Annotated in this window: 20 protein-coding genes and 3 tRNA genes; 13 read left to right on the top strand and 10 right to left on the bottom strand. The window is 54.8% G+C overall.

Features of this window, described 5'->3' with window-relative positions:
* Window positions 1-97: 97 nt before the first annotated feature.
* From PGS10_RS06135 to syd, 4 genes are all read right to left on the bottom strand, one after another.
* The gene (locus tag PGS10_RS06135) at window positions 98-541 is read right to left on the bottom strand and encodes a flavodoxin (protein ID WP_015369957.1); all 444 of its coding nucleotides are present in this window, start codon (window positions 539-541) and stop codon (window positions 98-100) included.
* Window positions 542-546: 5 nt separating this feature from the next.
* Entirely contained in the window at window positions 547-1341 is a 795-nt protein-coding gene (truC, locus tag PGS10_RS06140; protein ID WP_045397602.1) for a tRNA pseudouridine(65) synthase TruC, read from the bottom strand.
* The gene (locus tag PGS10_RS06145) at window positions 1341-1670 is read right to left on the bottom strand and encodes a YqcC family protein (RefSeq protein ID WP_047078976.1); all 330 of its coding nucleotides are present in this window, start codon (window positions 1668-1670) and stop codon (window positions 1341-1343) included. The genes truC and PGS10_RS06145 overlap by 1 nt, the downstream gene beginning before the upstream one ends.
* Window positions 1671-2301: 631 nt before the next feature.
* Complete coding sequence (syd, locus tag PGS10_RS06150; RefSeq protein WP_316422579.1) at window positions 2302-2847, bottom strand: SecY-interacting protein; 546 nt, start codon at window positions 2845-2847, stop codon at window positions 2302-2304.
* 68 nt (window positions 2848-2915) lie between these two features.
* On the opposite strand from syd, the gene queF reads away from it, so the two are divergent.
* The 5 genes from queF (at window position 2916) to xni (ending at window position 9369) form a co-directional block, all read left to right on the top strand.
* Window positions 2916-3761 (top strand): NADPH-dependent 7-cyano-7-deazaguanine reductase QueF, encoded by an 846-nt coding sequence (gene queF / locus PGS10_RS06155; protein WP_047078974.1) that lies wholly within the window; start codon window positions 2916-2918, stop codon window positions 3759-3761.
* A gap of 112 nt (window positions 3762-3873) precedes the next feature.
* Window positions 3874-5241, top strand: a complete 1368-nt coding sequence (gene ppnN, locus PGS10_RS06160) for a nucleotide 5'-monophosphate nucleosidase PpnN (protein WP_045397613.1) — start codon at window positions 3874-3876, stop codon at window positions 5239-5241.
* A 493-nt stretch (window positions 5242-5734) separates the two neighbouring features.
* Window positions 5735-7024: an HAAAP family serine/threonine permease gene (locus PGS10_RS06165; protein ID WP_316422580.1), complete on the top strand. Its 1290-nt coding sequence runs from the start codon at window positions 5735-5737 to the stop codon at window positions 7022-7024.
* A gap of 66 nt (window positions 7025-7090) precedes the next feature.
* The gene (locus PGS10_RS06170) at window positions 7091-8458 is read left to right on the top strand and encodes an L-serine ammonia-lyase (protein WP_015369949.1); all 1368 of its coding nucleotides are present in this window, start codon (window positions 7091-7093) and stop codon (window positions 8456-8458) included.
* Window positions 8459-8610: 152 nt separating this feature from the next.
* A complete protein-coding gene (gene xni / locus PGS10_RS06175; RefSeq protein WP_316422582.1) occupies window positions 8611-9369 on the top strand; it encodes a flap endonuclease Xni in 759 nt (252 codons plus the stop codon).
* A 42-nt stretch (window positions 9370-9411) separates the two neighbouring features.
* On the opposite strand, the gene rlmM is transcribed toward xni, so the two are convergent.
* The 3 genes from rlmM to gcvA are packed head-to-tail and all read right to left on the bottom strand — an operon-like array spanning window position 9412 to window position 11861.
* Window positions 9412-10512, bottom strand: a complete 1101-nt coding sequence (gene rlmM, locus PGS10_RS06180) for a 23S rRNA (cytidine(2498)-2'-O)-methyltransferase RlmM (RefSeq protein WP_015369947.1) — start codon at window positions 10510-10512, stop codon at window positions 9412-9414.
* Complete coding sequence (locus PGS10_RS06185; protein WP_015369946.1) at window positions 10505-10900, bottom strand: DUF423 domain-containing protein; 396 nt, start codon at window positions 10898-10900, stop codon at window positions 10505-10507. The genes rlmM and PGS10_RS06185 overlap by 8 nt, the downstream gene beginning before the upstream one ends.
* Before the next feature lie 43 nt (window positions 10901-10943).
* Entirely contained in the window at window positions 10944-11861 is a 918-nt protein-coding gene (gene gcvA, locus PGS10_RS06190) for a glycine cleavage system transcriptional regulator GcvA (RefSeq protein ID WP_015369945.1), read from the bottom strand.
* 432 nt (window positions 11862-12293) lie between these two features.
* Here gcvA and csdA point away from each other — a divergent pair, with 432 nt between their 5' ends.
* Window positions 12294-13499, top strand: coding sequence for a cysteine desulfurase CsdA (gene csdA, locus PGS10_RS06195; protein ID WP_045397624.1), 1206 nt, complete (start codon window positions 12294-12296; stop codon window positions 13497-13499).
* Window positions 13499-13930 carry a cysteine desulfurase sulfur acceptor subunit CsdE gene (gene csdE / locus PGS10_RS06200; RefSeq protein ID WP_045397627.1) on the top strand — a complete coding sequence of 144 codons (432 nt, stop codon included), beginning with the start codon at window positions 13499-13501 and terminating at the stop codon, window positions 13928-13930. Before csdA ends, csdE begins: the two co-directional genes overlap by 1 nt.
* A 77-nt stretch (window positions 13931-14007) precedes the next feature.
* Here the strand turns inward: csdE and tcdA are convergent, their stop codons facing one another.
* Both tcdA and mltA read right to left on the bottom strand, forming a co-directional pair.
* On the bottom strand, window positions 14008-14817 hold the full coding sequence (gene tcdA / locus PGS10_RS06205; RefSeq protein ID WP_047078971.1) for a tRNA cyclic N6-threonylcarbamoyladenosine(37) synthase TcdA: 810 nt from the start codon (window positions 14815-14817) through the stop codon (window positions 14008-14010).
* A 79-nt stretch (window positions 14818-14896) separates the two neighbouring features.
* Window positions 14897-15994, bottom strand: a complete 1098-nt coding sequence (gene mltA / locus PGS10_RS06210; protein WP_045377497.1) for a murein transglycosylase A — start codon at window positions 15992-15994, stop codon at window positions 14897-14899.
* A 212-nt stretch (window positions 15995-16206) separates the two neighbouring features.
* Here mltA and PGS10_RS06215 point away from each other — a divergent pair.
* The 3 genes from PGS10_RS06215 (at window position 16207) to PGS10_RS06225 (ending at window position 16527) form a co-directional block, all read left to right on the top strand.
* Window positions 16207-16283: transfer RNA gene (locus tag PGS10_RS06215), tRNA-Met, on the top strand.
* A 45-nt stretch (window positions 16284-16328) separates the two neighbouring features.
* Window positions 16329-16405 (top strand) — tRNA-Met (locus PGS10_RS06220).
* A gap of 45 nt (window positions 16406-16450) precedes the next feature.
* Window positions 16451-16527, top strand: a tRNA-Met gene (locus PGS10_RS06225).
* An 86-nt stretch (window positions 16528-16613) separates the two neighbouring features.
* Here PGS10_RS06225 and amiC read toward each other — a convergent pair.
* A complete protein-coding gene (gene amiC / locus PGS10_RS06230) occupies window positions 16614-17867 on the bottom strand; it encodes an N-acetylmuramoyl-L-alanine amidase AmiC (RefSeq protein ID WP_015703319.1) in 1254 nt (417 codons plus the stop codon).
* 226 nt (window positions 17868-18093) lie between these two features.
* Here amiC and argA point away from each other — a divergent pair, with 226 nt between their 5' ends.
* From argA to PGS10_RS06245, 3 genes are all read left to right on the top strand, one after another.
* On the top strand, window positions 18094-19425 hold the full coding sequence (argA, locus tag PGS10_RS06235) for an amino-acid N-acetyltransferase (protein ID WP_316422585.1): 1332 nt from the start codon (window positions 18094-18096) through the stop codon (window positions 19423-19425).
* A gap of 827 nt (window positions 19426-20252) precedes the next feature.
* Window positions 20253-20558, top strand: coding sequence for a hypothetical protein (locus PGS10_RS06240; RefSeq protein WP_063416329.1), 306 nt, complete (start codon window positions 20253-20255; stop codon window positions 20556-20558).
* A 283-nt stretch (window positions 20559-20841) separates the two neighbouring features.
* The gene (locus PGS10_RS06245) at window positions 20842-21150 is read left to right on the top strand and encodes a hypothetical protein (RefSeq protein ID WP_316422587.1); all 309 of its coding nucleotides are present in this window, start codon (window positions 20842-20844) and stop codon (window positions 21148-21150) included.
* The last annotated feature ends 11 nt before the right edge of the window (window positions 21151-21161 follow it).

Below are 21161 nucleotides of genomic sequence, written 5' to 3' on the forward strand. Positions count from 1 at the left end.
GGAGGAATGGAGAACGTTAAGATAAGCCTGACCGTTTATCCGGCCACTGGCAGCTTAAGCGCGCCCTCTACGTAGGGAGAGGGCGTTCTTAATAGGATTAGTCGAGCAGTTTCGCCCACGCTTCTACCCAAGGATTGGAAACGCTTTCCGGTTCCGGGTCTTCGCTGGCGTCGATGGTGAGCATCTCGCCGATACGTCGCGCGCCCTGTTCCTGCAGCAGCGCATCAAAAGTTTTACCGCCGCCGCAGAAATTGGCGTAGGTGCTATCGCCAAGCGCGATAATGCCGTAGCGCAGATGCGGCTGATACATATCTTTAATGCCTTCATACAGCGGAACGATACTGTCCGGCAGATCGCCCTGCCCGGTGGTCGACGTCACGACCAGCACGTACTTGCCGGTATAGGATTCCCAGTCTTTCACTTCCGGGTCCTCAAATACCGTCGCTTTATGCCCCAGCCCGCTCAGAATGGCTTCCGCCTCCTCGGCGACCAACAGCGAGTTTCCGTACATTGTGCCGACAAAAATTCCGACTTCTGCCATAGTGATTATCTCCCTGGATTATCCGCGATACTCTCATCCTGACCGCTGTCGTCGGCAAACTCAACCCTTTCATTTAACGGGAGAAGCCCGCGCCAGCCAAACTGCGACAGCGCGCGCATCCAGACGTCATCCAGACCCGCGCGAATCGTTAGCGGCTCGCCGGTAAAGGGATGCGTTAATGACAGCTGGCTGGCGTGCAGCATCAGACGATTGCAGCCGAAATGTTCAGCGGCGCTGCGGTTTTGCCGTAGATCGCCATGTTTGCTGTCGCCGAGGATCGGATGGCGCAGATGGGCCAAATGACGACGCAGCTGATGTTTACGTCCGGTTTTCGGCTCCAGCTCCACCAGCCCGTAGCGGGTGGTCGGGTAACGGCCGGTGGCGACCGGCATTTCTACCGTTGCCAGGCCGCGATAGTGGGTCACCGCCGGCTGCGGGCCTTTATCCTCACGAGCGAACTTATCGGCGATTTTGTCCAGCTCTTCCACCAGCGGGTAATCCAGCACATCCTCTTCAGTCAGCCAGCCGCGAACGATGGCGTGATAACGTTTTTGCATCTGGTGTTGCTCAAACTGCTGCGCCAGCAGCCTGCCCGCCTCGCTCGATAATCCCATCAGCAGCACGCCGGAAGTCGGCCGGTCCAGACGATGAGCGGTGAAGACGTGCTGGCCGATTTGATCGCGCACGGTCTGCATCACCACCACTTTCTCATCGCGGTCCAGCCAGCTGCGGTGCACCAGCCAGCCGGAAGGCTTATTCACCGCCACCAGCCACTCGTCCTGGTAAATGATCTCCAGCATCAGGCGTCTTCATCCGCGAATAACGCATCCAGCAGCAGTAGTTCAGCCACGATAGCTTCGCGCGCCGGATGAGCTTTATCCAGCGCCATCTCGTAATAAGGCGCGACGGCGAAGTTCTGCGGCAGCGGCATACCGCTGGCGATCAGTTGATGCAGACGCGGGATCAGCACCCACTGCAGCCATTCCAGCGGTTCAAGCGTGTCCAGGCAAAACGGCTGTTCGCTGGCGAAAGCGCTGCTATCCGGCGCCTGTTCCTGCCAGTGGTTTGTTTCGCGCAGCAGCGCTTCAATGGCGTGCAGGCGATCGCGCACGCTAGCGTGAAGGGTCATGGGGAAACCTCGATGAATTGTAAACCGGGCGCAGGATAGCAAATCCGCGAGAGAAATAAAAAAAGGGAGCACTGTATAAACAGTGCTCCCGGTTCGTTTTGCAGCATTCCAGCTACATTGGTGCTCCCTGCTCGTCCTTGAAAACTTTTCCTGAGGTCTCCTGACCAAGTTCATCCTTAAACTAGCGCATCCTGCTTTCACACCACCCCGATGTGAAATAACTTATCCCTAAGTGTGTCCAGATCTTCCTGATCCACCGTTCATCCTGAGCGGCTCTCGTTCTCCATCCTGGAGGTGTCCATTACGCAATCCTGCGTTATCCTTGCTTCATCCTGAAGCCTGTCCTTGCAACGCCATCCCGGCGGGTCCTGCAGAAGAGCCATCATCCTGATGTTCTCTTCATTTCGCGACTCCCTGTCGACGTACATAGGATCACTGATTCCGCCTCTTCTTACAAGACTTACTACGACAATCTCTTAAGATTAGTGGCCAGACTAAAAGACCATATAATTATCAAATCATTTTATAACAATAAGTTAGATGTAATCCTTATGTTTAAAATTGCTGAAAATGATGACGATCTCTTACAGGTCTTGTAAGAGATCTCTCACAAACAACCAGGGTAAATGGATTACAGAAGGGGCTCAAGCTGATTCAGGAAACTCGCAAGTGAGTGAGAAAGGGTCTCTCTTTTTCGGGTTCCGAGCGTCTCTTTAATGACTTCGCCGCTCAGATTGCAGACCGAAATAACCTCCAGTTCGCTATCCAGCGTGGCGATAAACAGCGTCGGCGATAGCTTGAGGCGTTTTTGCAACACCAGGTGACCAATAAGGTTTTCCTGCACTCGCTGGAAGTCATCCGGGCTCCAGGCCTGCAATAAAGTAAGGTCCTGCGCCGCAAAGCGGGCGTGCATATCGCCAGCGAACTGAGTGGTATAATAACTATGAATTGGCTGTTGTACCACAATATCCAGCGCTCGTTCAACTCCATCGAGATGGCGTGCTAACGTAAACGGCTGCGGCTGCCAGAAAACGGCATCGTTTTCACTGGCGCTGATACAGGGAGATGGGATGCCATAAAGGTCTTCGCTACGCGGCAGGCTGGCATAACGCTGCTGCCACGCATCGCAGTAACGTTGGGTAAATGATTGCAGCGCTTCTATGGTCTGATGATCCACCGGTTTCTCTCTTCACGTTAGACAGGATACACTTGGCATATAGTGTACCCGCTTTACTATGGTGAAACATGTCTTCTTACGATAATCATCAGGCGCTGGCCGGCCTGACGCTCGGTAAATCAACGGATTACCGTGATACCTATGACGCTTCGTTGCTGCAGGGCGTGCCGCGCAGCCTGAACCGCGACCCGCTTGGCCTGCATGCCGATAATCTGCCGTTCCACGGCGCCGATATCTGGACGCTGTACGAGCTGTCGTGGCTGAATGGCAAAGGCCTGCCGCAGGTCGCCGTCGGCTACGTGGAGCTGAGCGATACCACCGTCAATCTGGTGGAATCGAAAAGCTTCAAACTGTACCTGAACAGCTTCAACCAGACCCGCTTCGCCGACTGGCAGGAAGTCCAGGCCACGCTGACCCGCGATCTCAGCGCCTGCGCCCAGGGCGAGGTCAAGGTTTCGCTGTACCGCCTGGATGAGCTGGAAGGGCAACCGATCGCTCATCTGCACGGCGCCTGCATCGACGATCAGGATATCGAGATTGATAACTATCAGTTCAGCGCCGACTACCTGCAGGACGCGGCCAGCGGCAAAGTCGTCGAAGAGACGCTGGTCAGCCATCTGCTGAAATCAAATTGTCTGATCACCCACCAGCCAGACTGGGGCTCGGTACAGATTCAGTATCGCGGGCCGAAAATCGATCGCGAAAAACTGCTGCGCTATCTGGTGTCGTTCCGCCATCACAATGAGTTCCACGAACAGTGCGTCGAACGCATCTTTAATGATGTGCTGCGTTTCTGCCGTCCGGAATCGCTTTCCGTGTACGCTCGCTACACCCGCCGCGGCGGCCTGGATATTAATCCGTGGCGCAGCAACGGTGAATTCGTGCCGGCAACCGGCCGTCTGGCGCGGCAATAAGCGAAATTTTTCACACTTTGCGTGCGTTAACGCGTACGCAAGGTTGTGGAAAGACTACGGCCAGGGCTATTGTAATCACAGGAAGACGATAATCGTCCTGTAAGGAGTTCACTTGATTACACACGTTAGCCCGCTTGGTTCAATGGATATGCTGTCACAGCTGGAAGTGGATATGCTTAAACGCACCGCCAGTAGTGACCTGTATCAACTCTTTCGCAACTGCTCGCTTGCTGTGCTCAACTCGGGGAGCCTGACCGATAACAGCAAGGAGCTACTGTCTCGTTTTGAAAACTTCGATATTAACGTGCTGCGCCGCGAACGCGGCGTGAAGCTGGAACTGATCAACCCGCCGGAAGACGCTTTCGTCGATGGCCGTATTATCCGTTCCCTGCAGGCCAACCTGTTTGCCGTGCTGCGCGATATCCTGTTCGTCTACGGGCAGATCCACAACACCGTCCGCTTTCCGAATCTCGATCTCGAAAGCTCAATTCACATCACCAACCTGGTGTTCTCGATTCTGCGTAACGCCCGCGCGCTACACGTCGGCGAAGCGCCGAATATGATTGTCTGCTGGGGCGGCCACTCTATTAATGAAAATGAGTACCTGTACGCGCGCCGCGTCGGAACCCAGCTTGGCCTGCGCGAACTGAATATCTGCACCGGCTGCGGGCCAGGCGCCATGGAAGCGCCAATGAAAGGCGCCGCCGTCGGCCACGCCCAGCAGCGCTATAAAGACAGCCGCTTTATCGGCATGACCGAACCTTCCATTATCGCCGCTGAGCCGCCAAACCCGCTGGTCAACGAACTGATCATCATGCCGGATATCGAAAAGCGTCTCGAAGCGTTCGTACGCATCGCCCACGGTATTATCATCTTCCCGGGCGGCGTGGGTACTGCGGAAGAGCTGCTTTATCTGCTGGGCATCCTGATGCATCCGGATAACAAGTCGCAGGTGCTGCCGCTTATCCTCACCGGGCCGAAAGAGAGCGCCGACTACTTCCGCGTGCTGGATGAGTTCATCGTTCATACCCTCGGCGAATCGGCTCGCCGCCACTACCGCATTATTATCGACGATGCCGCTGAAGTGGCGCGCCAGATGAAAAAAGCGATGCCATTGGTCAAAGAGAGCCGCCGCGAAACCGACGACGCCTATAGCTTCAACTGGTCGATTCGTATCTCGCCGGACCTGCAGATGCCGTTTGAGCCAACGCACGACAATATGGCCAATCTCAAACTTTATCCGGACCAACCGGTGGAAGTACTGGCCGCCGACCTGCGCCGCGCCTTCTCCGGTATTGTCGCCGGCAACGTGAAAGAAGTCGGTATTCAGGCTATCGAGAAATATGGCCCTTACAAGCTGCATGGCGATCCGGAAATGATGCGCCGCATGGACGATCTGCTGCAGGGCTTCGTTGCCCAGCACCGCATGAAGCTTCCGGGCGGCAGCGCCTACATTCCGTGCTACGAAATCTGCTCCTGATAATGTAATACCTCTCCCGGGCGGCGGTCGATCCCCTGCCCGGGCACTCCCGCCCGTAATTTCCAGTTAATTAATTTTTCTAATTAATGATTCGTAGAGTTTCCACATAGCCAATCGTTTGCGTTTCCAAAAAGAGCAATAAAATTCACCATAAAAATAACATTATGGCGAAAAAACGTCGTTTACATCACTTTTTTGCAGCAAAAACCTCGTTATTTGGTAACAGAGCTTTTATCTCATGTGCTGCAAATGATAGCCTTCGCGCCACATTTATCTGGCTGATCACCATAAACAGACTGTTGGGCTAAAAACGTTCAGGTTTAAAGTGGATTATTGCATTTGGGATCCCGATCACTGATGTATTTTCCATATAAATGTATCTTGCCGCCCAATTGTTACGGAGAAAATTTCTAAAAAACCGTAAAGCAGCGAATTTCATATTATTTAATCGTTTTTATTTACTAGATTTTGTTGATTCCTCCAGGAGATACAGATGGAAACCACACAAACCAGCACTATCGTTTCGGGTGAAACCCGCAGCGGATGGCGCAAAACGGATACCATGTGGATGCTGGGCCTGTACGGCACGGCGATCGGCGCGGGCGTTTTGTTCCTGCCAATCAACGCCGGCGTCGGCGGTATGATCCCACTGATTATCATGGCGATTCTGGCCTTCCCGATGACCTTCTTCGCACACCGCGGTATGACCCGCTTCGTGCTTTCCGGTAAAAACCCGGGCGAAGACATCACTGAAGTCGTTGAAGAACACTTTGGCGTGGGCGCAGGTAAACTGATTACTCTGCTCTACTTCTTCGCAATCTACCCGATCCTGCTGGTTTATAGCGTGGCGATCACCAACACCGTCGAAAGCTTCATGGCGCACCAGCTGCACATAACGCCGCCGCCGCGCGCCATTCTGTCGCTGATCCTGATTGTCGGCATGATGACCATCGTTCGTTTCGGCGAGCAGATGATCGTTAAGGCAATGAGCATCCTGGTGTTCCCGTTCGTTATCGCGCTGATGATCCTGGCTCTGTACCTGATCCCGCAGTGGAACGGCGCGGCGCTGGAAACCCTGTCGCTGAGCAGCGCGTCAACAACCGGTAACGGTCTGCTGATGACCCTGTGGCTGGCGATCCCGGTGATGGTCTTCTCCTTTAACCACTCGCCGATCATCTCCTCCTTCGCGGTAGCGAAGCGTGAAGAATACGGCGAAGGCGCAGAGAAGAAATGCTCCAGCATCCTGGCGCGCGCTCACATCATGATGGTGCTGACCGTTATGTTCTTCGTCTTCAGCTGCGTACTGAGCCTGTCTCCGGCAGACCTGGCGGCGGCGAAAGAGCAGAACATCTCGATTCTGTCTTACCTGGCGAACCACTTTAACGCACCGGTTATCGCCTGGATGGCGCCGATCATCGCGATGATCGCTATCACCAAATCCTTCCTCGGCCACTACCTGGGCGCTCGTGAAGGTTTCAACGGCATGGTGATTAAGTCTCTGCGCGGCAAAGGCAAAACCATCGAAATCAACAAACTGAACAAGCTGACCGCGCTGTTTATGCTGGTCACCACCTGGATTGTGGCAACGCTGAACCCGAGCATCCTCGGCATGATTGAGACCCTGGGCGGTCCGATTATCGCGATGATCCTGTTCCTGATGCCGATGTACGCAATCCAGAAAGTTCCGGCCATGCGCAAATACAGCGGCCACATCAGCAACGTCTTCGTTGTGATTATGGGCCTGATTGCCATCTCCGCGATTTTCTACTCTCTGTTCAGCTAATTCTTTTAAGACCTCCCCTCGCGCCGCTTAACGGCGGCGCGCTTTCCGACAGTACTGGAATACATCATGATCAGCGTATTCGATATTTTCAAAATCGGCATTGGCCCATCCAGCTCCCATACCGTTGGACCGATGAAAGCGGGCAAACAATTCACTGACGACCTGATTGCGCGCGGCCTGCTGGCTGACGTCAGCAAAGTCGTCGTTGACGTTTACGGCTCTCTCTCCCTGACCGGTAAAGGCCACCATACCGATATCGCCATTATCATGGGGCTGGCCGGCAATCTGCCGGATACCGTCGACATCGACGCGATCCCGGGCTTTATCCAGGACGTTAATACCCACGGCCGCCTGCTGCTGGCGAACGGCCAGCACGAAGTCGAGTTCCCTGTCGACCAGTGCATGAATTTCCATGCCGACAACCTGTCTCTGCATGAGAACGGCATGCGCATTACCGCGCTGGGCGGCGACAAGGTGCTCTACAGCCAGACCTACTACTCCATCGGCGGCGGCTTTATCGTCGATGAAGAGCACTTCGGCCTGACCACCGAAGCGCCGGTTGCTGTACCTTATCCGTACAAAAACGCCGCCGATCTGCAGAAACACTGCAATGAAACCGGCCTGTCGCTCTCCGGGCTGATGATGCAGAACGAGCTGGCGCTGCACAGCAAAGAAGAGCTGGAACAGCACTTCGCCGCGGTATGGGAAGTGATGAGCGCCGGTATTGAGCGCGGTATCACCACTGAAGGCGTGCTCCCGGGCAAACTGCGCGTTCCGCGCCGCGCCGCCGCCCTGCGCCGTATGCTGGTGAGCCAGGACAATACCAACAGCGACCCAATGGCGGTAGTGGACTGGATCAACATGTTCGCGCTGGCGGTAAACGAAGAGAACGCCGCCGGCGGGCGTGTCGTCACCGCGCCAACTAACGGCGCCTGCGGTATCGTTCCGGCGGTACTGGCCTACTACGACAAGTTTATCCGCAAGGTGAACGCTAACTCTCTGGCCCGCTATATGCTGGTCGCCAGCGCCATTGGTTCGCTGTATAAGATGAACGCCTCTATCTCCGGCGCCGAAGTTGGCTGCCAGGGCGAAGTCGGCGTGGCCTGCTCGATGGCGGCGGCCGGTCTGGCGGAGCTGCTGGGCGCTAGCCCGGCCCAGGTGTGCATCGCCGCGGAAATCGGTATGGAACATAACCTCGGCCTGACCTGCGACCCGGTTGCCGGCCAGGTGCAGGTACCGTGCATCGAGCGTAACGCTATCGCGGCGGTCAAAGCGGTTAACGCCGCGCGTATGGCCCTGCGCCGTACCAGCGAACCGCGCGTGTGCCTCGATAAGGTTATCGAGACCATGTATGAAACGGGCAAAGATATGAACGCCAAGTACCGCGAAACCTCTCGCGGCGGCCTGGCGATGAAAATCGTCGCCTGCGATTAACGCCTCTGGCCCGGCACGCTTCGGCATGTCGGGCCAACTCTCCTCCAGCCCTGGCTCATTCTGCGAGCCTGCTTCCCGAACTTCGCTCTACCAATAGCCTCGTATTGCCACCGATGTTACCCTTATAGCCTGAGAACAAAGGGAGATATCTTGTGGCTGTTCATCTGTTAATTGTCGACGCGCTCAACCTGATCCGCCGTATTCATGCGGTGCAGGGTTCCCCCTGCGCGGATACCTGCCTGCACGCCCTTGAACAGCTTATCGTCCACAGCCTGCCGACGCATGCCGTGGCGGTGTTCGACGATGAAGACCGCGCTCACGGCTGGCGCCACCAGCGGCTGCCGGAATATAAAGCCGGGCGCGCGCCGATGCCGGAAACGCTGGAAGCGGAAATGCCGGCGCTGCGGGCGGCTTTTGAACAGCGCGGAATACGCTGCTGGGCGCTGCCCGGCAGCGAAGCGGACGATCTGGCGGCCACGCTCGCCGTTAAAGTTGCCCAGGCCGGGCATCAGGCTACCATTGTCTCGACCGATAAAGGCTACTGTCAGCTGCTGTCGCCGACCATTCGCATCCGCGATTATTTCCAGAAACGCTGGCTGGATGCGCCGTTTATCGCCAATGAATTCGGCGTGACGCCGGAGCAACTGCCGGACTACTGGGGTCTGGCGGGGATTAGCAGTTCGAAAGTACCGGGCGTTGCCGGAATTGGGCCGAAAAGCGCGGCGCAGCTGTTAACGGATTATCAGGATTTAGAAGGCATCTACGCGCGGCTTGCGGATGTGCCGGAGAAGTGGCGTAAGAAGCTTGAAGAGCATAAAGAGATGGCGTTTACCTGCCGGGAAATCGCCCGCCTGCAAACGGACTTACAGCTCGATGGCAACCTGCAACAGCTTAGGTTGCCATCCGCGTGATCCCGGCCGTGCTGATGCGTGACCGGGGCTGCTGAGCGCTGATTAGCGCTCGTCGCGGCGGCCGCCGACCGCCGCCCACAGGCGACGCACGTGCACGGTCACTTCTTCACGATCGTGATACAGCTGACGGGCCTGAATCTGCGCGTTAATACCGTGCTCATCAAGCTGCGCCTGGATATAGGCCAGGTTTTGCGACACCTCTTCATAGCGCTTTTTCATCGGCAGCTTGAGATTAAAAATGGTCTCACGGCACCAGCCGTTCACCAGCCACTGGGCCATTAACGCCGCCACTTTCGCCGGTTTCTCAACCATGTCGCACACCATCCACGAGATGTTGTTGCGGTTCGGACGATAGCGGAAGCCATCTTCACGTAGCCAGGTCACCTGTCCGGTATCCATCAGGCTCTGCGCCATCGGGCCGTTATCGACCGAAGAGACCCACATGTTGCGCTTCACCAGCTGATAGGTCCAGCCGCCCGGGCAGGCGCCGAGATCCACCGCGTACATGCCATTCGCCAGACGCTCGTCCCACTCATCCGCCGGAATGAAGACGTGAAATGCCTCTTCCAGCTTCAGCGTCGAACGGCTCGGCGCATCGGAAGGGAACTTCAGGCGCGGGATCCCCATATAAAACGGCGAGTTGTTATTGCTAAAGGAGTAGCCGGTATAGCAACAGCCGGGTGCGATAAAGAACACGTGCACCACCGGACGCTTAGGCGTTTCATAGTTAGTCAGCACGCCAGCTTCACGCAGCGCCGCGCGCAGCGGCACCGTGAACTTGCGGCAGAACTTCATCAGCTCTTTGCTTTCGTTGGTATCCGCGACCTCAACGCGCAGATCGCCGCCCTTTTCCACCACGCCCTGCAGCATGCCGACGATCGGCGTGATGCGGTCTTCCGGCGGCAGGTCGCGCAGCAGTTCGCCAACGACGAACATCTGACGCGCGAAAATCAGCGAGCTAAACGGCAGATCGCGCACCAGCTTCTCGCCGTCGCCCTGTTGATAGCACTCAAAAATCACATAGCCGGAGTCGTCTTTGACCCGGGCAAAACCGAATACCTCAAGGCGGGCTGCCTTATCGGTAATTTCTGCTGCGCACTCTTTCTCAAACCCGGGGCGACAATAGAGGACAACCTTATTCATGAACAACGCCCTTACGTTTCAGACGAATTGCACCAATTAACATTAATACCCAACCGGCAAGGAAGCAGACGCCGCCTACCGGGGTAACGAACGCCCACAGGCGTAAATGCGACAGCGCCAGGCAATATAAGCTGCCGCTGAACAACACGGTTCCCAGCGCCAAAAACACGCTGCTCCAGTAAAACCAGATGCTTATCCGCCGCTGCATGGCGACAGACAGGCCTAAAATCGCCAGCGTATGAAACGCCTGATACTCAAGGCCGGTGTGGATCCAGGCCATTTCGGCCGCACCCAGCGATTTACTTAATACGTGTGCGCCAAAGGCGCCCAGAGCCACAAAGATAAAGCCGCTGATGGCGGCAAAAATCAGCATAAAACGGCTGGTCATGTTGATACCCTACAAAGTCAGTTAACGCCTGGTCATCAGGCCGTTATTGTTCGTAACGAAAGCGGAATTTTTCTTGTTCGCTCGCCGCCTTCGCTAAAATCCACTGGCGGAAAGCGGCTATTTTACCCAGTTCAGCCTGACTGTCATGACAAACAAGGTAAAACGCGTTCTTACTGACCAGAACATCATTAAACGGGCAGACCAAACGGCCTGCTTCAATTTCGGACTGGGCCATAACGTTATTGGCCAGTGCGACGCCTTGTCCATGGATTGCCGCCTGCAGCACCATCGCGCTGTGGCTGAATATCGGTCCCTGTTGCACATTGATATGATTTAGACCCAGTTGCCGGGTATAAGTTTGCCAGTCGCGGCGAGAGGCATCATGTAACAGCGTATGTTGCGCCAGATCGGCAGGCGTTTTCAACGCTTTGTCGCCGGTTAACAGCAATGGCGAACAAACCGGCAGTAAATATTCGGCGTACAGTTTTTCAACACGCAACCCCGGCCAATTGCCGCGGCCATAGAAAATCGCCACGTCGACGTCGTCGGCCAGTTTATCTTCCTGACGGTCCACCGCCTGGATCCGCACGTCGATCCCCGGATAAGCTGAGTTAAAGCTTGAGAGTCGCGGCACCAGCCACTGAATGGCGAAACTGGGCAATAAACTAACAGTTAGCGCCCCTTTCGCGCTGCGCGCCTGCAGTTTACGCGTCGCTTCGGTGAGCTGCGAAAAAATCTCTTTAATATCCTGAAAATAGCTTTGCCCCTCTTCCGTTAACAGCAGAGAGCGATTGCGTCGACGAAACAGCTTCAGGCCCAGAAAGTCCTCTAGTGACTTGATTTGGTGACTTACTGCGGCCTGCGTCACAAAAAGCTCATCGGCTGCGCGAGTGAAGCTCAGATGACGTGCGGCTGCATCAAAAACACGTAATGCATTCAGAGGTGGTAATCGCTTCGACATGGTTATTCTGACTGAGATGTTAACGGGTTTTAACAAATAGGAAACAACAGTTAACCTATTAGTTTTTTTTATCTGAGCCATTATAAATTGTCCGTTGAGGTTCTACCAGCAAATACCTATAGTGGCGGCACTTCCTGAGCCGGAACGAAAAGCTTTTTTTGGAATGCGTGTTCCAACAAGCTTTTGGCTTACGGTTGTGATGTTGTGTTGTTGTGTTTGCAATTGGTCTGGGTTTGCAGACCATGGTAGCAAGGCTACCTTTTCACTTCCTGTACATTTACCCTGTCTGTCCATAGTGATTTAATGTAGCACCGCAATGCGCGGTGCTTTTTTTTGCCGAAAAATCACCGTTCTCCCCGCCTCCTCGCTATCACCAGCCTTGCCCTAATGGGGAATTTGCGCGACGATCGTGATATCGATATGAGGAATTCCATGAACGCATTCAATCCCGCCCACTTCCGCGCCCAGTTTCCAGCCCTGGCGGATGCCGGCGTCTATCTGGATAGCGCGGCGACGGCGCTAAAACCGCTGGCCGTAATCGATGCCAGCGACCAGTTTTATCGCCTGAGCGCCGGCAACGTCCACCGCAGCCAGTTTGCCGCCGCCCAGCGTCTTACCGAGCGCTACGAGGCGGCGCGCGAACGCGTCGCAGGCTGGCTTAACGCCCCTTCCGGCAAAGATATCGTCTGGACCCGCGGCACCACCGAAGCTATCAATATGGTCGCGCAGAGCTACGTGCGCCCGCGCCTGCATCCTGGTGATGAAATAATCGTCAGCGAAGCCGAACACCACGCCAACCTGGTACCGTGGCTGATGGTTGCCGAACAAACCGGCGCGCGGGTGGTCAAGCTGCCGCTGGGCGCCGATCGTCTGCCGGATATCGCGCAACTCCCTTCGCTTATCTCTTCACGCAGCCGGGTGCTGGCGATTGGCCAGATGTCTAACGTCACCGGCGGCTGCCCCGACCTGCAGCGTGCCATTGCTCTCGCCCATCAGGCGGGAATGATAGTGATGGTTGACGGCGCGCAGGGCGCGGTGCACTTCCCGGCCGACGTGCAGGCGCTGGATATCGATTTTTATGCCTTCTCCGCCCACAAGCTGTATGGACCAACGGGTATTGGCGCGCTATACGGCAAAAGCGACCTGCTGGCGGAAATGTCGCCATGGCTCGGCGGCGGCAAAATGATTACTGAAGTCTCATTCGATGGTTTTAAAACCCAGCCCGCCCCCTGGCGGCTTGAAGCCGGGACGCCCAACGTCGCCGGCGTTATCGGCCTCAGCGCCGCGCTGGAATGGCTGCAGGAAATCGATCTTGCACAGGCGGAAAACTGGAGCCGTAGCCTGGCGACGCTTGCGGAAGACGAGCTGGCAAAGCGGCCCGGTTTTCGTTCGTTCCGCTGTCAAGATTCGAGCCTGCTGGCCTTTGATTTCAAGGGCGTACACCATAGCGATATGGTTACGCTGCTGGCGGAGTCCGGCATTGCGCTGCGCGCCGGGCAGCATTGCGCGCAACCGCTGCTGGCGGCATTAGGCGTCAGCGGTACGCTGCGCGCCTCATTCGCGCCGTACAATACGCAAGATGATGTTTATGCGCTGATGCACGCTATCGACCGCGCGCTGGAAATACTGGTGGATTAATGATGACCTCGCAACCTTTAAGCGCCGCGCTCAACGAAGCGACGCTGCGCCAGACCTTCGCCCCGCTGACCCAGTGGGAAGATAAGTACCGCCAGTTGATTTTAGTGGGTAAGAAACTGCCGCCATTAACGGACGCCCAGCGGACGCAGGCGAAAGAGATTGCCGGCTGCGAAAACCGCGTCTGGCTCGGGTATCAGGTTGATGCCGAGGGCAAGATGCACTTCTTTGGCGATAGCGAAGGGCGTATTGTGCGCGGCCTGCTGGCGGTGCTGTTAGCCGCCTGCGAAGGAAAAAGCGCCGCTGAGATTTTAGCGAAAGATCCGTTGGCGCTATTCGATGAGCTGGGTTTGCGCGGGCAGCTTAGCGCTTCGCGCAGCCAGGGGCTGCAGGCGCTAAGCGACGCGGTGCTCGCCGCCGCCCGCGAGGGCTAATTCAAACGCCGTCTTCCCGGCTTGCGCTACGCTGAGCCGGGCTACGTTTCTGCGCCGTCCGGAAAAAGTCCCTCAGGCTATCCCCCTTGACGCTGCGCTTTCGCCAACATCTTCTTCAACGCATGGGATACGGCGACAAAACCAAAAGTCGCCGTCACCATGGTCGCCGCGCCAAAACCGGAGGCGCAATCCATCCGCTTCGGCCCTTCCGCCGTGCTTTTCATTGCGCAGACGCTGCCATCCGCCTGCGGGTAGACCAACGCTTCGGTCGAGAAGACGCAATCGATGCCCAGCTTTCCTTTACTATTCTTCACTACGCCGAACTGGCTTTTCAGCCGTTCACGCAGTTTCGCCGCCAGCGGATCCTGAATAGTTTTCGCCAAATCAGCCACCTGGATCTGCGTCGGATCGATTTGACCGCCGGCTCCGCCGGTCGTCACCAACGGCACTTTATAACGACGGCACCAGGCGATCAGCGCCGCTTTTGGCCTGACGCTATCGATAGCGTCGATAACATAGCTAAAGCCCGCTCCCAGGTATTCCGCCACGTTCTCCGGCGTGATGAAATCATCTATCACCGTAACCCGGCACTCCGGGTTAATCAGACGTATACGCTCGGCCATCACTTCCGCTTTCGCCAGCCCAACGTTACCGCCAAGGGCGTGGATTTGGCGATTGGTATTGGTGACGCAAACATCATCCATATCAATCAGCGTAATCGCGCCAATCCCGGTTCGCGCCAGCGCTTCCGCCGCCCATGAACCGACGCCGCCGATGCCGACCACGCAGACATGCGCCTCGGCAAAACACTGCAGCGCCTTTTCGCCATATAAACGCGCCGTGCCGCCAAACCGCTGGCGCCAGGCATCGCTGATTACTACAGACATAAAACCTCAGAATAAAGTAGAGACCCCGGATCCGGCGCGTTACGCGGATCCGGGTTAGAAACATACGGACGTTTAAACGTTAACCGCTAAAGACGCTACCGGCGCCTGGCGCGTTTTTCAGCACCCACACGCGGCCATAGTGGTTATACCAACCGGCGCGATGACCGGCATCCGGGCCAATGCCCTGGTAGATATCGAAGTGCTGGCCTTTAATCGCCCCGCCGACATCCAGCGCCACCATCAGGCGTAGCTCGTACTGACCGTTAAACTTACCGTTATTATCCAGCAGAGGCACCTCGGCCAGCAAGGTGGTTCCCGGCGGAATAATCGAACGGTCAGAGGCGACCGACGCGCGGCCAATCAACGGTACCGCGCTGGCCCCTTTCACCGGCGCGTAGGACTGCGGTTTAAAGAAGACGAAAGATGGGTTCTGTTCCAGCAGCTCGCGGACTTCCGCTTCGCTATGCTTTTCGCCCCATTCACGGATCGCCTGCATCGACATATCTTCCCGCTTCACTTCGCCGCGGTCGATAAGCACTTTACCGATACTACGGTAAGGCCAGCCGTTTTTCCCGGCGTAGCTGAAGAAGTTAAGCGGCGAACCGTCGCCGAAATCGATATAGCCGCTGCCCTGAACGTCCATGATGAAGTTATCCATCAGCGAGTTGCTGTACGCCAGCACGTAGTTATCGCTGAGCGCTCCGGCATAGATGCTGGCGCGGGAAGGCAGCTTGCCGTTTTTCGGCGGCATACGGTAAATAGGATACTGGAACTCGCCCTGGCGAGTGTGGCGGGCCTGTACGACCGGGGTGTAGTAGCCGGTAAACTGCACGTTGCCGTAGTTATCAGCCCCCTGCATCTGCCAGGCATCAATACCAAACTGGCGTAACGTGCGGGTATCGCCGCCGGAACGCAGCCACTCCTGAATCGCGTTATAAACGCTGCTCTGGCTGTTATAGAGACGCGGAGAGGCGCTACGAATCTGACCAACCTGCTGGGAGAAGTCGCCGGCGTTAATCGGCGCGCCTACCGCATCAGGTTGGTTTACCAATGAAAACGGCTGGGTAAACTTGCCATCACTATATTGCTGACCGCGATCGGTCGGTTTCGAGGAACAGGCGGCGAGCATCGCCAACATCGCCCCCGTCGCTACATATTTTGCCCAACGTCCTTTCATGGTATCTCTTCTTTATTGCTGCTAAGCCTTAGTGCGTGATGAAGATAACAAACCCATGCGGCTAATGAAATGCGCGAAAGCGAGCTGCAGCCAAAATTGTGTAAAAATCCGCCCATCGCTGTCTACTTAGTCGCCATTTTTTACAAAATTGACGATTTCTACGAAAAAAGGTTGCATCAGAACGCTAGCGGAGTATAGTGCGCTTCCACGGACGCGGGGTGGAGCAGCCTGGTAGCTCGTCGGGCTCATAACCCGAAGGTCGTCGGTTCAAATCCGGCCCCCGCAACCAATTAAAATCTGAAGTAAATCTACTTGATGGAAGAGTAGACGCGGACGCGGGGTGGAGCAGCCTGGTAGCTCGTCGGGCTCATAACCCGAAGGTCGTCGGTTCAAATCCGGCCCCCGCAACCAATTACAATCAGAAGCAAATTTACTCGATGGAAGAGTAAATACGGACGCGGGGTGGAGCAGCCTGGTAGCTCGTCGGGCTCATAACCCGAAGGTCGTCGGTTCAAATCCGGCCCCCGCAACCAACACAATGAACACCCTCAAGGGTGTTTTTTTGTTTCTGTCGTCCGTAGATACCGCTACAAAAAAAGCGCCCGAAGGCGCTATTTTTTTATCCGCGTCTGGCCAACGTCGCCCCATCGGCAAAGTAGGCTTTGATCCCCGCCAGAATCGACTCCGCCACTTCCTGCTGGAATTTCGCGGTCTTCAGTTTACGCTCTTCTTCAACGTTACTGATAAAGGCCGTTTCGACCAGAATCGAAGGAATATCCGGCGCTTTCAGTACCGCAAAGCCCGCCTGCTCCACCTGATTTTTATGCAGCTTATTAATATTGCCCATTTTTTGCAGCACCGCTTTACCAAATTTCAGGCTGTCGGCGATGGTCAGGGACTGCACCATATCGAACATGGTGTGGTCAACGTAACGATCGCCGCTCTTGCTGACCCCGCCGATTAAGTCCGAGGCGTTCTGCGTTTGCGCGAGGTATTTTGCGGCGGTACTGGTAGCGCCCTTGGTCGAGAGCGCGAACACCGAAGAGCCGCTCGGCTGACGGCTGGTAAAGGCGTCGGCGTGAATCGAAACGAACAGGTCGGCACGCTGCTTCTGCGCCTTGGCGACGCGCACCTTCAAGGGAATAAACACGTCTTCGTTACGGGTCATAAAGACCTTCATATTGCCTTCACGCTCAATGAGCGCGCGCAATCGACGGGCAATCTGCAGCACCACGTCTTTCTCACGGGTACGGTATTTACCAATCGCGCCGGAGTCTTCACCGCCATGGCCGGGATCGAGCATGATAACGATAGGACGATCGCGCCCGGCTTTCCCCGGCTGCGGCCCGCTCTCTGCCGGCGGTACCTGACGTTCCAGATCGCCTTTGTTGTAATCTTCCAGCAGCGCCAGCAGCGGATCCTGCACATCGGTGGCCGTAGAGGGATAAAGATCCATCACCAGACGCTCTTTAAAACCGGCGACCGGCGCCAGCGCAAACAGCTGCGGCTTGACGTTTTGTTTCAGTTCAAACACCATCCGCACGGTTTGCGGGTCGAACTGGCCCACGCGCGCGGATTTAATATACGGGTCGTCGTCGCGAATCTGCCCGCCCATCCCTTTCAGGACCGAGTTCAGGTTAACGCCTTCAATATCAACCACCACTCGCTCAGGATTGCTTAACGCAAACTGCCGATATTTCAGTACATGATTGGATTCCACCGTGACGCGGGTGTAGGTCGACGACGGCCAGATACGCACCGCGACAACCTGCGCGGCGGCGGCCAAACCGACCGGACTCACACTCATTAACCACATGGCGCCCGCCCCTTGTAAAAAACGACGGCGGCTTAATCCCGACTTGTATCCCGACATGCCACTCCCAAGCAAAAAAACGCGTTTGAAGCCAAAATGAACAGATTGACCGGAAACTTTAACCAAAGCCGCATAACCTGTCATCTATAAAAGGGTAAACAAACTTTGACACCCAAGGTTTTGTCACAATGTTTTCGCAAATTAGTGACAAATTAGGGGTTGCGCCACGAAGCAAAACAGAATAAAAATACACTTATTACGAATAATCATGCATTGAGGGTTTGTCATGGTGAAGGAGCGTCGCACTGAACTGGTCGAGGGATTCCGCCATTCTGTTCCCTATATAAACGCGCACCGGGGAAAAACGTTTGTCATCATGCTGGGCGGAGAAGCCATCGAGCATGATAACTTTTCCAGCATAGTCAATGACATTGGCTTATTGCATAGCCTCGGTATTCGCCTGGTAGTGGTTTATGGCGCGCGCCCGCAAATTGACGCTAATCTCGCGGAACACCACCACGAGCCGGTTTACCACAAGCAAACCCGCGTCACCGACGCCAAAACCCTTGAGCTGGTGAAGCAGGCCGCCGGTATGCTGCAGTTAGAAATTACCGCCCGCCTGTCGATGAGCCTCGGCAATACGCCCCTGCAGGGGGCGCATATCAACGTGGTGAGCGGCAATTTTATTATCGCTCAACCTCTTGGGGTCGATGATGGCGTGGATTACTGCCACAGCGGCCGTATTCGCCGCATCGACGAAGAAGCCATTCATCGCCAACTGGACAGCGGCGCAATCGTGCTCATGGGCCCGGTCGCGGTATCCGTCACCGGCGAGAGCTTCAACCTCACTTCTGAAGAGATAGCCACCCAGCTGGCGGTAAAGCTGAAAGCTGAAAAGATGATCGGCTTCTGCTCGTCGCAGGGGGTCTACGACCAGCATGGCGAGATCGTTTCCGAACTGTTCCCTAACGAGGCGCAGGCGCGGGTAGAGGAGCTGGAAGCGGAAGAAGACTATAATTCCGGTACCGTACGCTTCCTGCGCGGGGCGGTGAAAGCCTGCCGCAGCGGGGTGCGTCGCTGCCATTTAATTAGCTATCAGGAAGATGGCGCGCTGCTGCAGGAACTGTTCTCACGTGACGGTATCGGTACGCAGATCGTCATGGAAAGCGCCGAGCAGATCCGCCGGGCAACCATTAACGATATCGGCGGCATCCTCGATCTTATCAGCCCGCTGGAGCAGCAAGGCATTCTGGTGCGCCGCTCGCGCGAACAACTGGAAATGGAGATAGATAAATTCACCATCATCCAGCGCGATAACACCACCATCGCCTGCGCCGCGCTCTATCCATTCCCGGAAGAGAAAATTGGCGAAATGGCCTGCGTAGCGGTGCATCCGGATTACCGTAGTTCGTCACGCGGCGAGGTACTGCTGAGCCGGATCGCCGCCCAGGCGAAGCTGATGGGGCTCAGCAAGCTATTTGTATTGACCACCCGTAGTATTCACTGGTTCCAGGAACGCGGCTTCACCCCGGTGGATATTGATTTGCTGCCGGAGAGTAAAAAACAGATGTACAACTATCAGCGCCGTTCGAAGGTATTGATGGCAGACCTGGGCTGACGGATCCCCCGGATAGCGGCTTGCGCCTTATCCGGGCTACGGTTCGGTAGTCGGTTGGTAGCCCCGGTAAGCGTAAGCGCCACCGGGGGAGGATTCCCGGATAGCGGCTTACGCCTTATCCGGGCTACAGTTCGGTAGTCGGTTGGTAGCCCCGGTAAGCGTAAGCGCCACCGGGGGAGGATTCCCGGATAGCGGCTTGCACCTTATCCGGGCACCCGATTGCAAATAGGCATATCCCACGCCTTCAGGATAGTAATTTTGTTCTATCACCGCCGCATCAGTGACAAATATTCAGCATCCGGGCTTTATTCCTGGTTTAATGCCGAGGTATATCTTTATCACTGCATCAACGCTATGCTCCTTCCTAAAGAATAAAAAAACAACACATTATTGATAAGCATGATGAATAATGCATAAATCTGATAGCTGGATTATTAATAGATCTCAGACGGTTGTTTCCATCATTGCTATATACCCATGGTTAATAATATTGATTACACATATTAAACACAGCCTCGTGCCCTACAATTTTACGGAAGATGGATTACATCTACTGGTTCCCATCACCGTATTATCTATTATTAACCTTGCGCTTTCGCTTATCACTATTGGATGCATGAGCGTTTTTACATTGCTAAAACCAAGAAAGCTAAAAATCTATTTCTGCGCAATGAATACCATGTCACCACTCTGGCTATACCTTTATATTTAACAGCAAATTACGACATATATTTATTTTGCATAGATTCAATAGCACATTAAATAAACCCGGGTAGAACGCCATAGTCAATTCTATTAGAGAGCCGTCCGAAAAATAAAGGTTAACAATGAAAAAGAAAACCAACGCAATTACTAAAAACATCAAGAAAATTACTACCGTGATTTCGATTTACCCTTGGGTCTTACTGCTTTTAACCATGATGAGCAGTGGACCAGCCTATGCTGCCTTTGCCGCAGGCCTTATGACGGTCTTTTTATTTGTTATTTTATCTATCGTCAACCTTATTATTTCAGTAGTAATTATTGTTATTGCTGATATATCAACCTCACAGACTCCAAAAAGCTATGTAACCTATTTTTTGGCCATGAACTCTATTTCTCTGCTCTGGCTGCTACTTTTATTTGCTTATTAATCAGAGGTAAAGAGCGTATTCAGCCCAGCCCGAGTCCGGCGAAGATTTCCGCCAGACAGCTCTCAGGCGTAGCATATGGGACTCAATAAGCCGTTTGTGCTGACCACCCGCTGCATTCACTGGAGCCAGGAGTACGGCTTTACACCTGTAGGTATTGATTGGCGACCGAAGCGCACACTTTCCAGGATGGATACGATGCTCCCATTCGATATACTTAGATTCTTTCCCGCACGGTCAATTTAATGGGCAATTCAGCCTGACCACAAAAGGAAATAGACTATTTATGGATAATTCTGTCAACTGGTTTACCCGTAATACCAGCATCATTGTTATTACGCTCTCTATATATCCCTGGCTGCTGCTATTCATTCTGCACCTGAATGGTACGTACAAAGGAACCGTGTTTGTACCAGCTTTCGAGGTGGCTATTTTTGCTTTCATGCTCTCTGTGTTTAACCTTATCATTTCAATTATTTTCATAACCTTCACATATATATTTTCACCCTCAGTTGCACAAAACGCCATGGGACGTTTCTTTGCCATCAATTCCGTTTCTGTCGTTTGGATAGGTTTACTTTTATATTTCATTTAATGAGGATAACC

It is taken from the genome of Klebsiella sp. 141153, assembly GCF_032601995.1.
Taxonomy (GTDB): domain Bacteria; phylum Pseudomonadota; class Gammaproteobacteria; order Enterobacterales; family Enterobacteriaceae; genus Klebsiella; species Klebsiella aerogenes.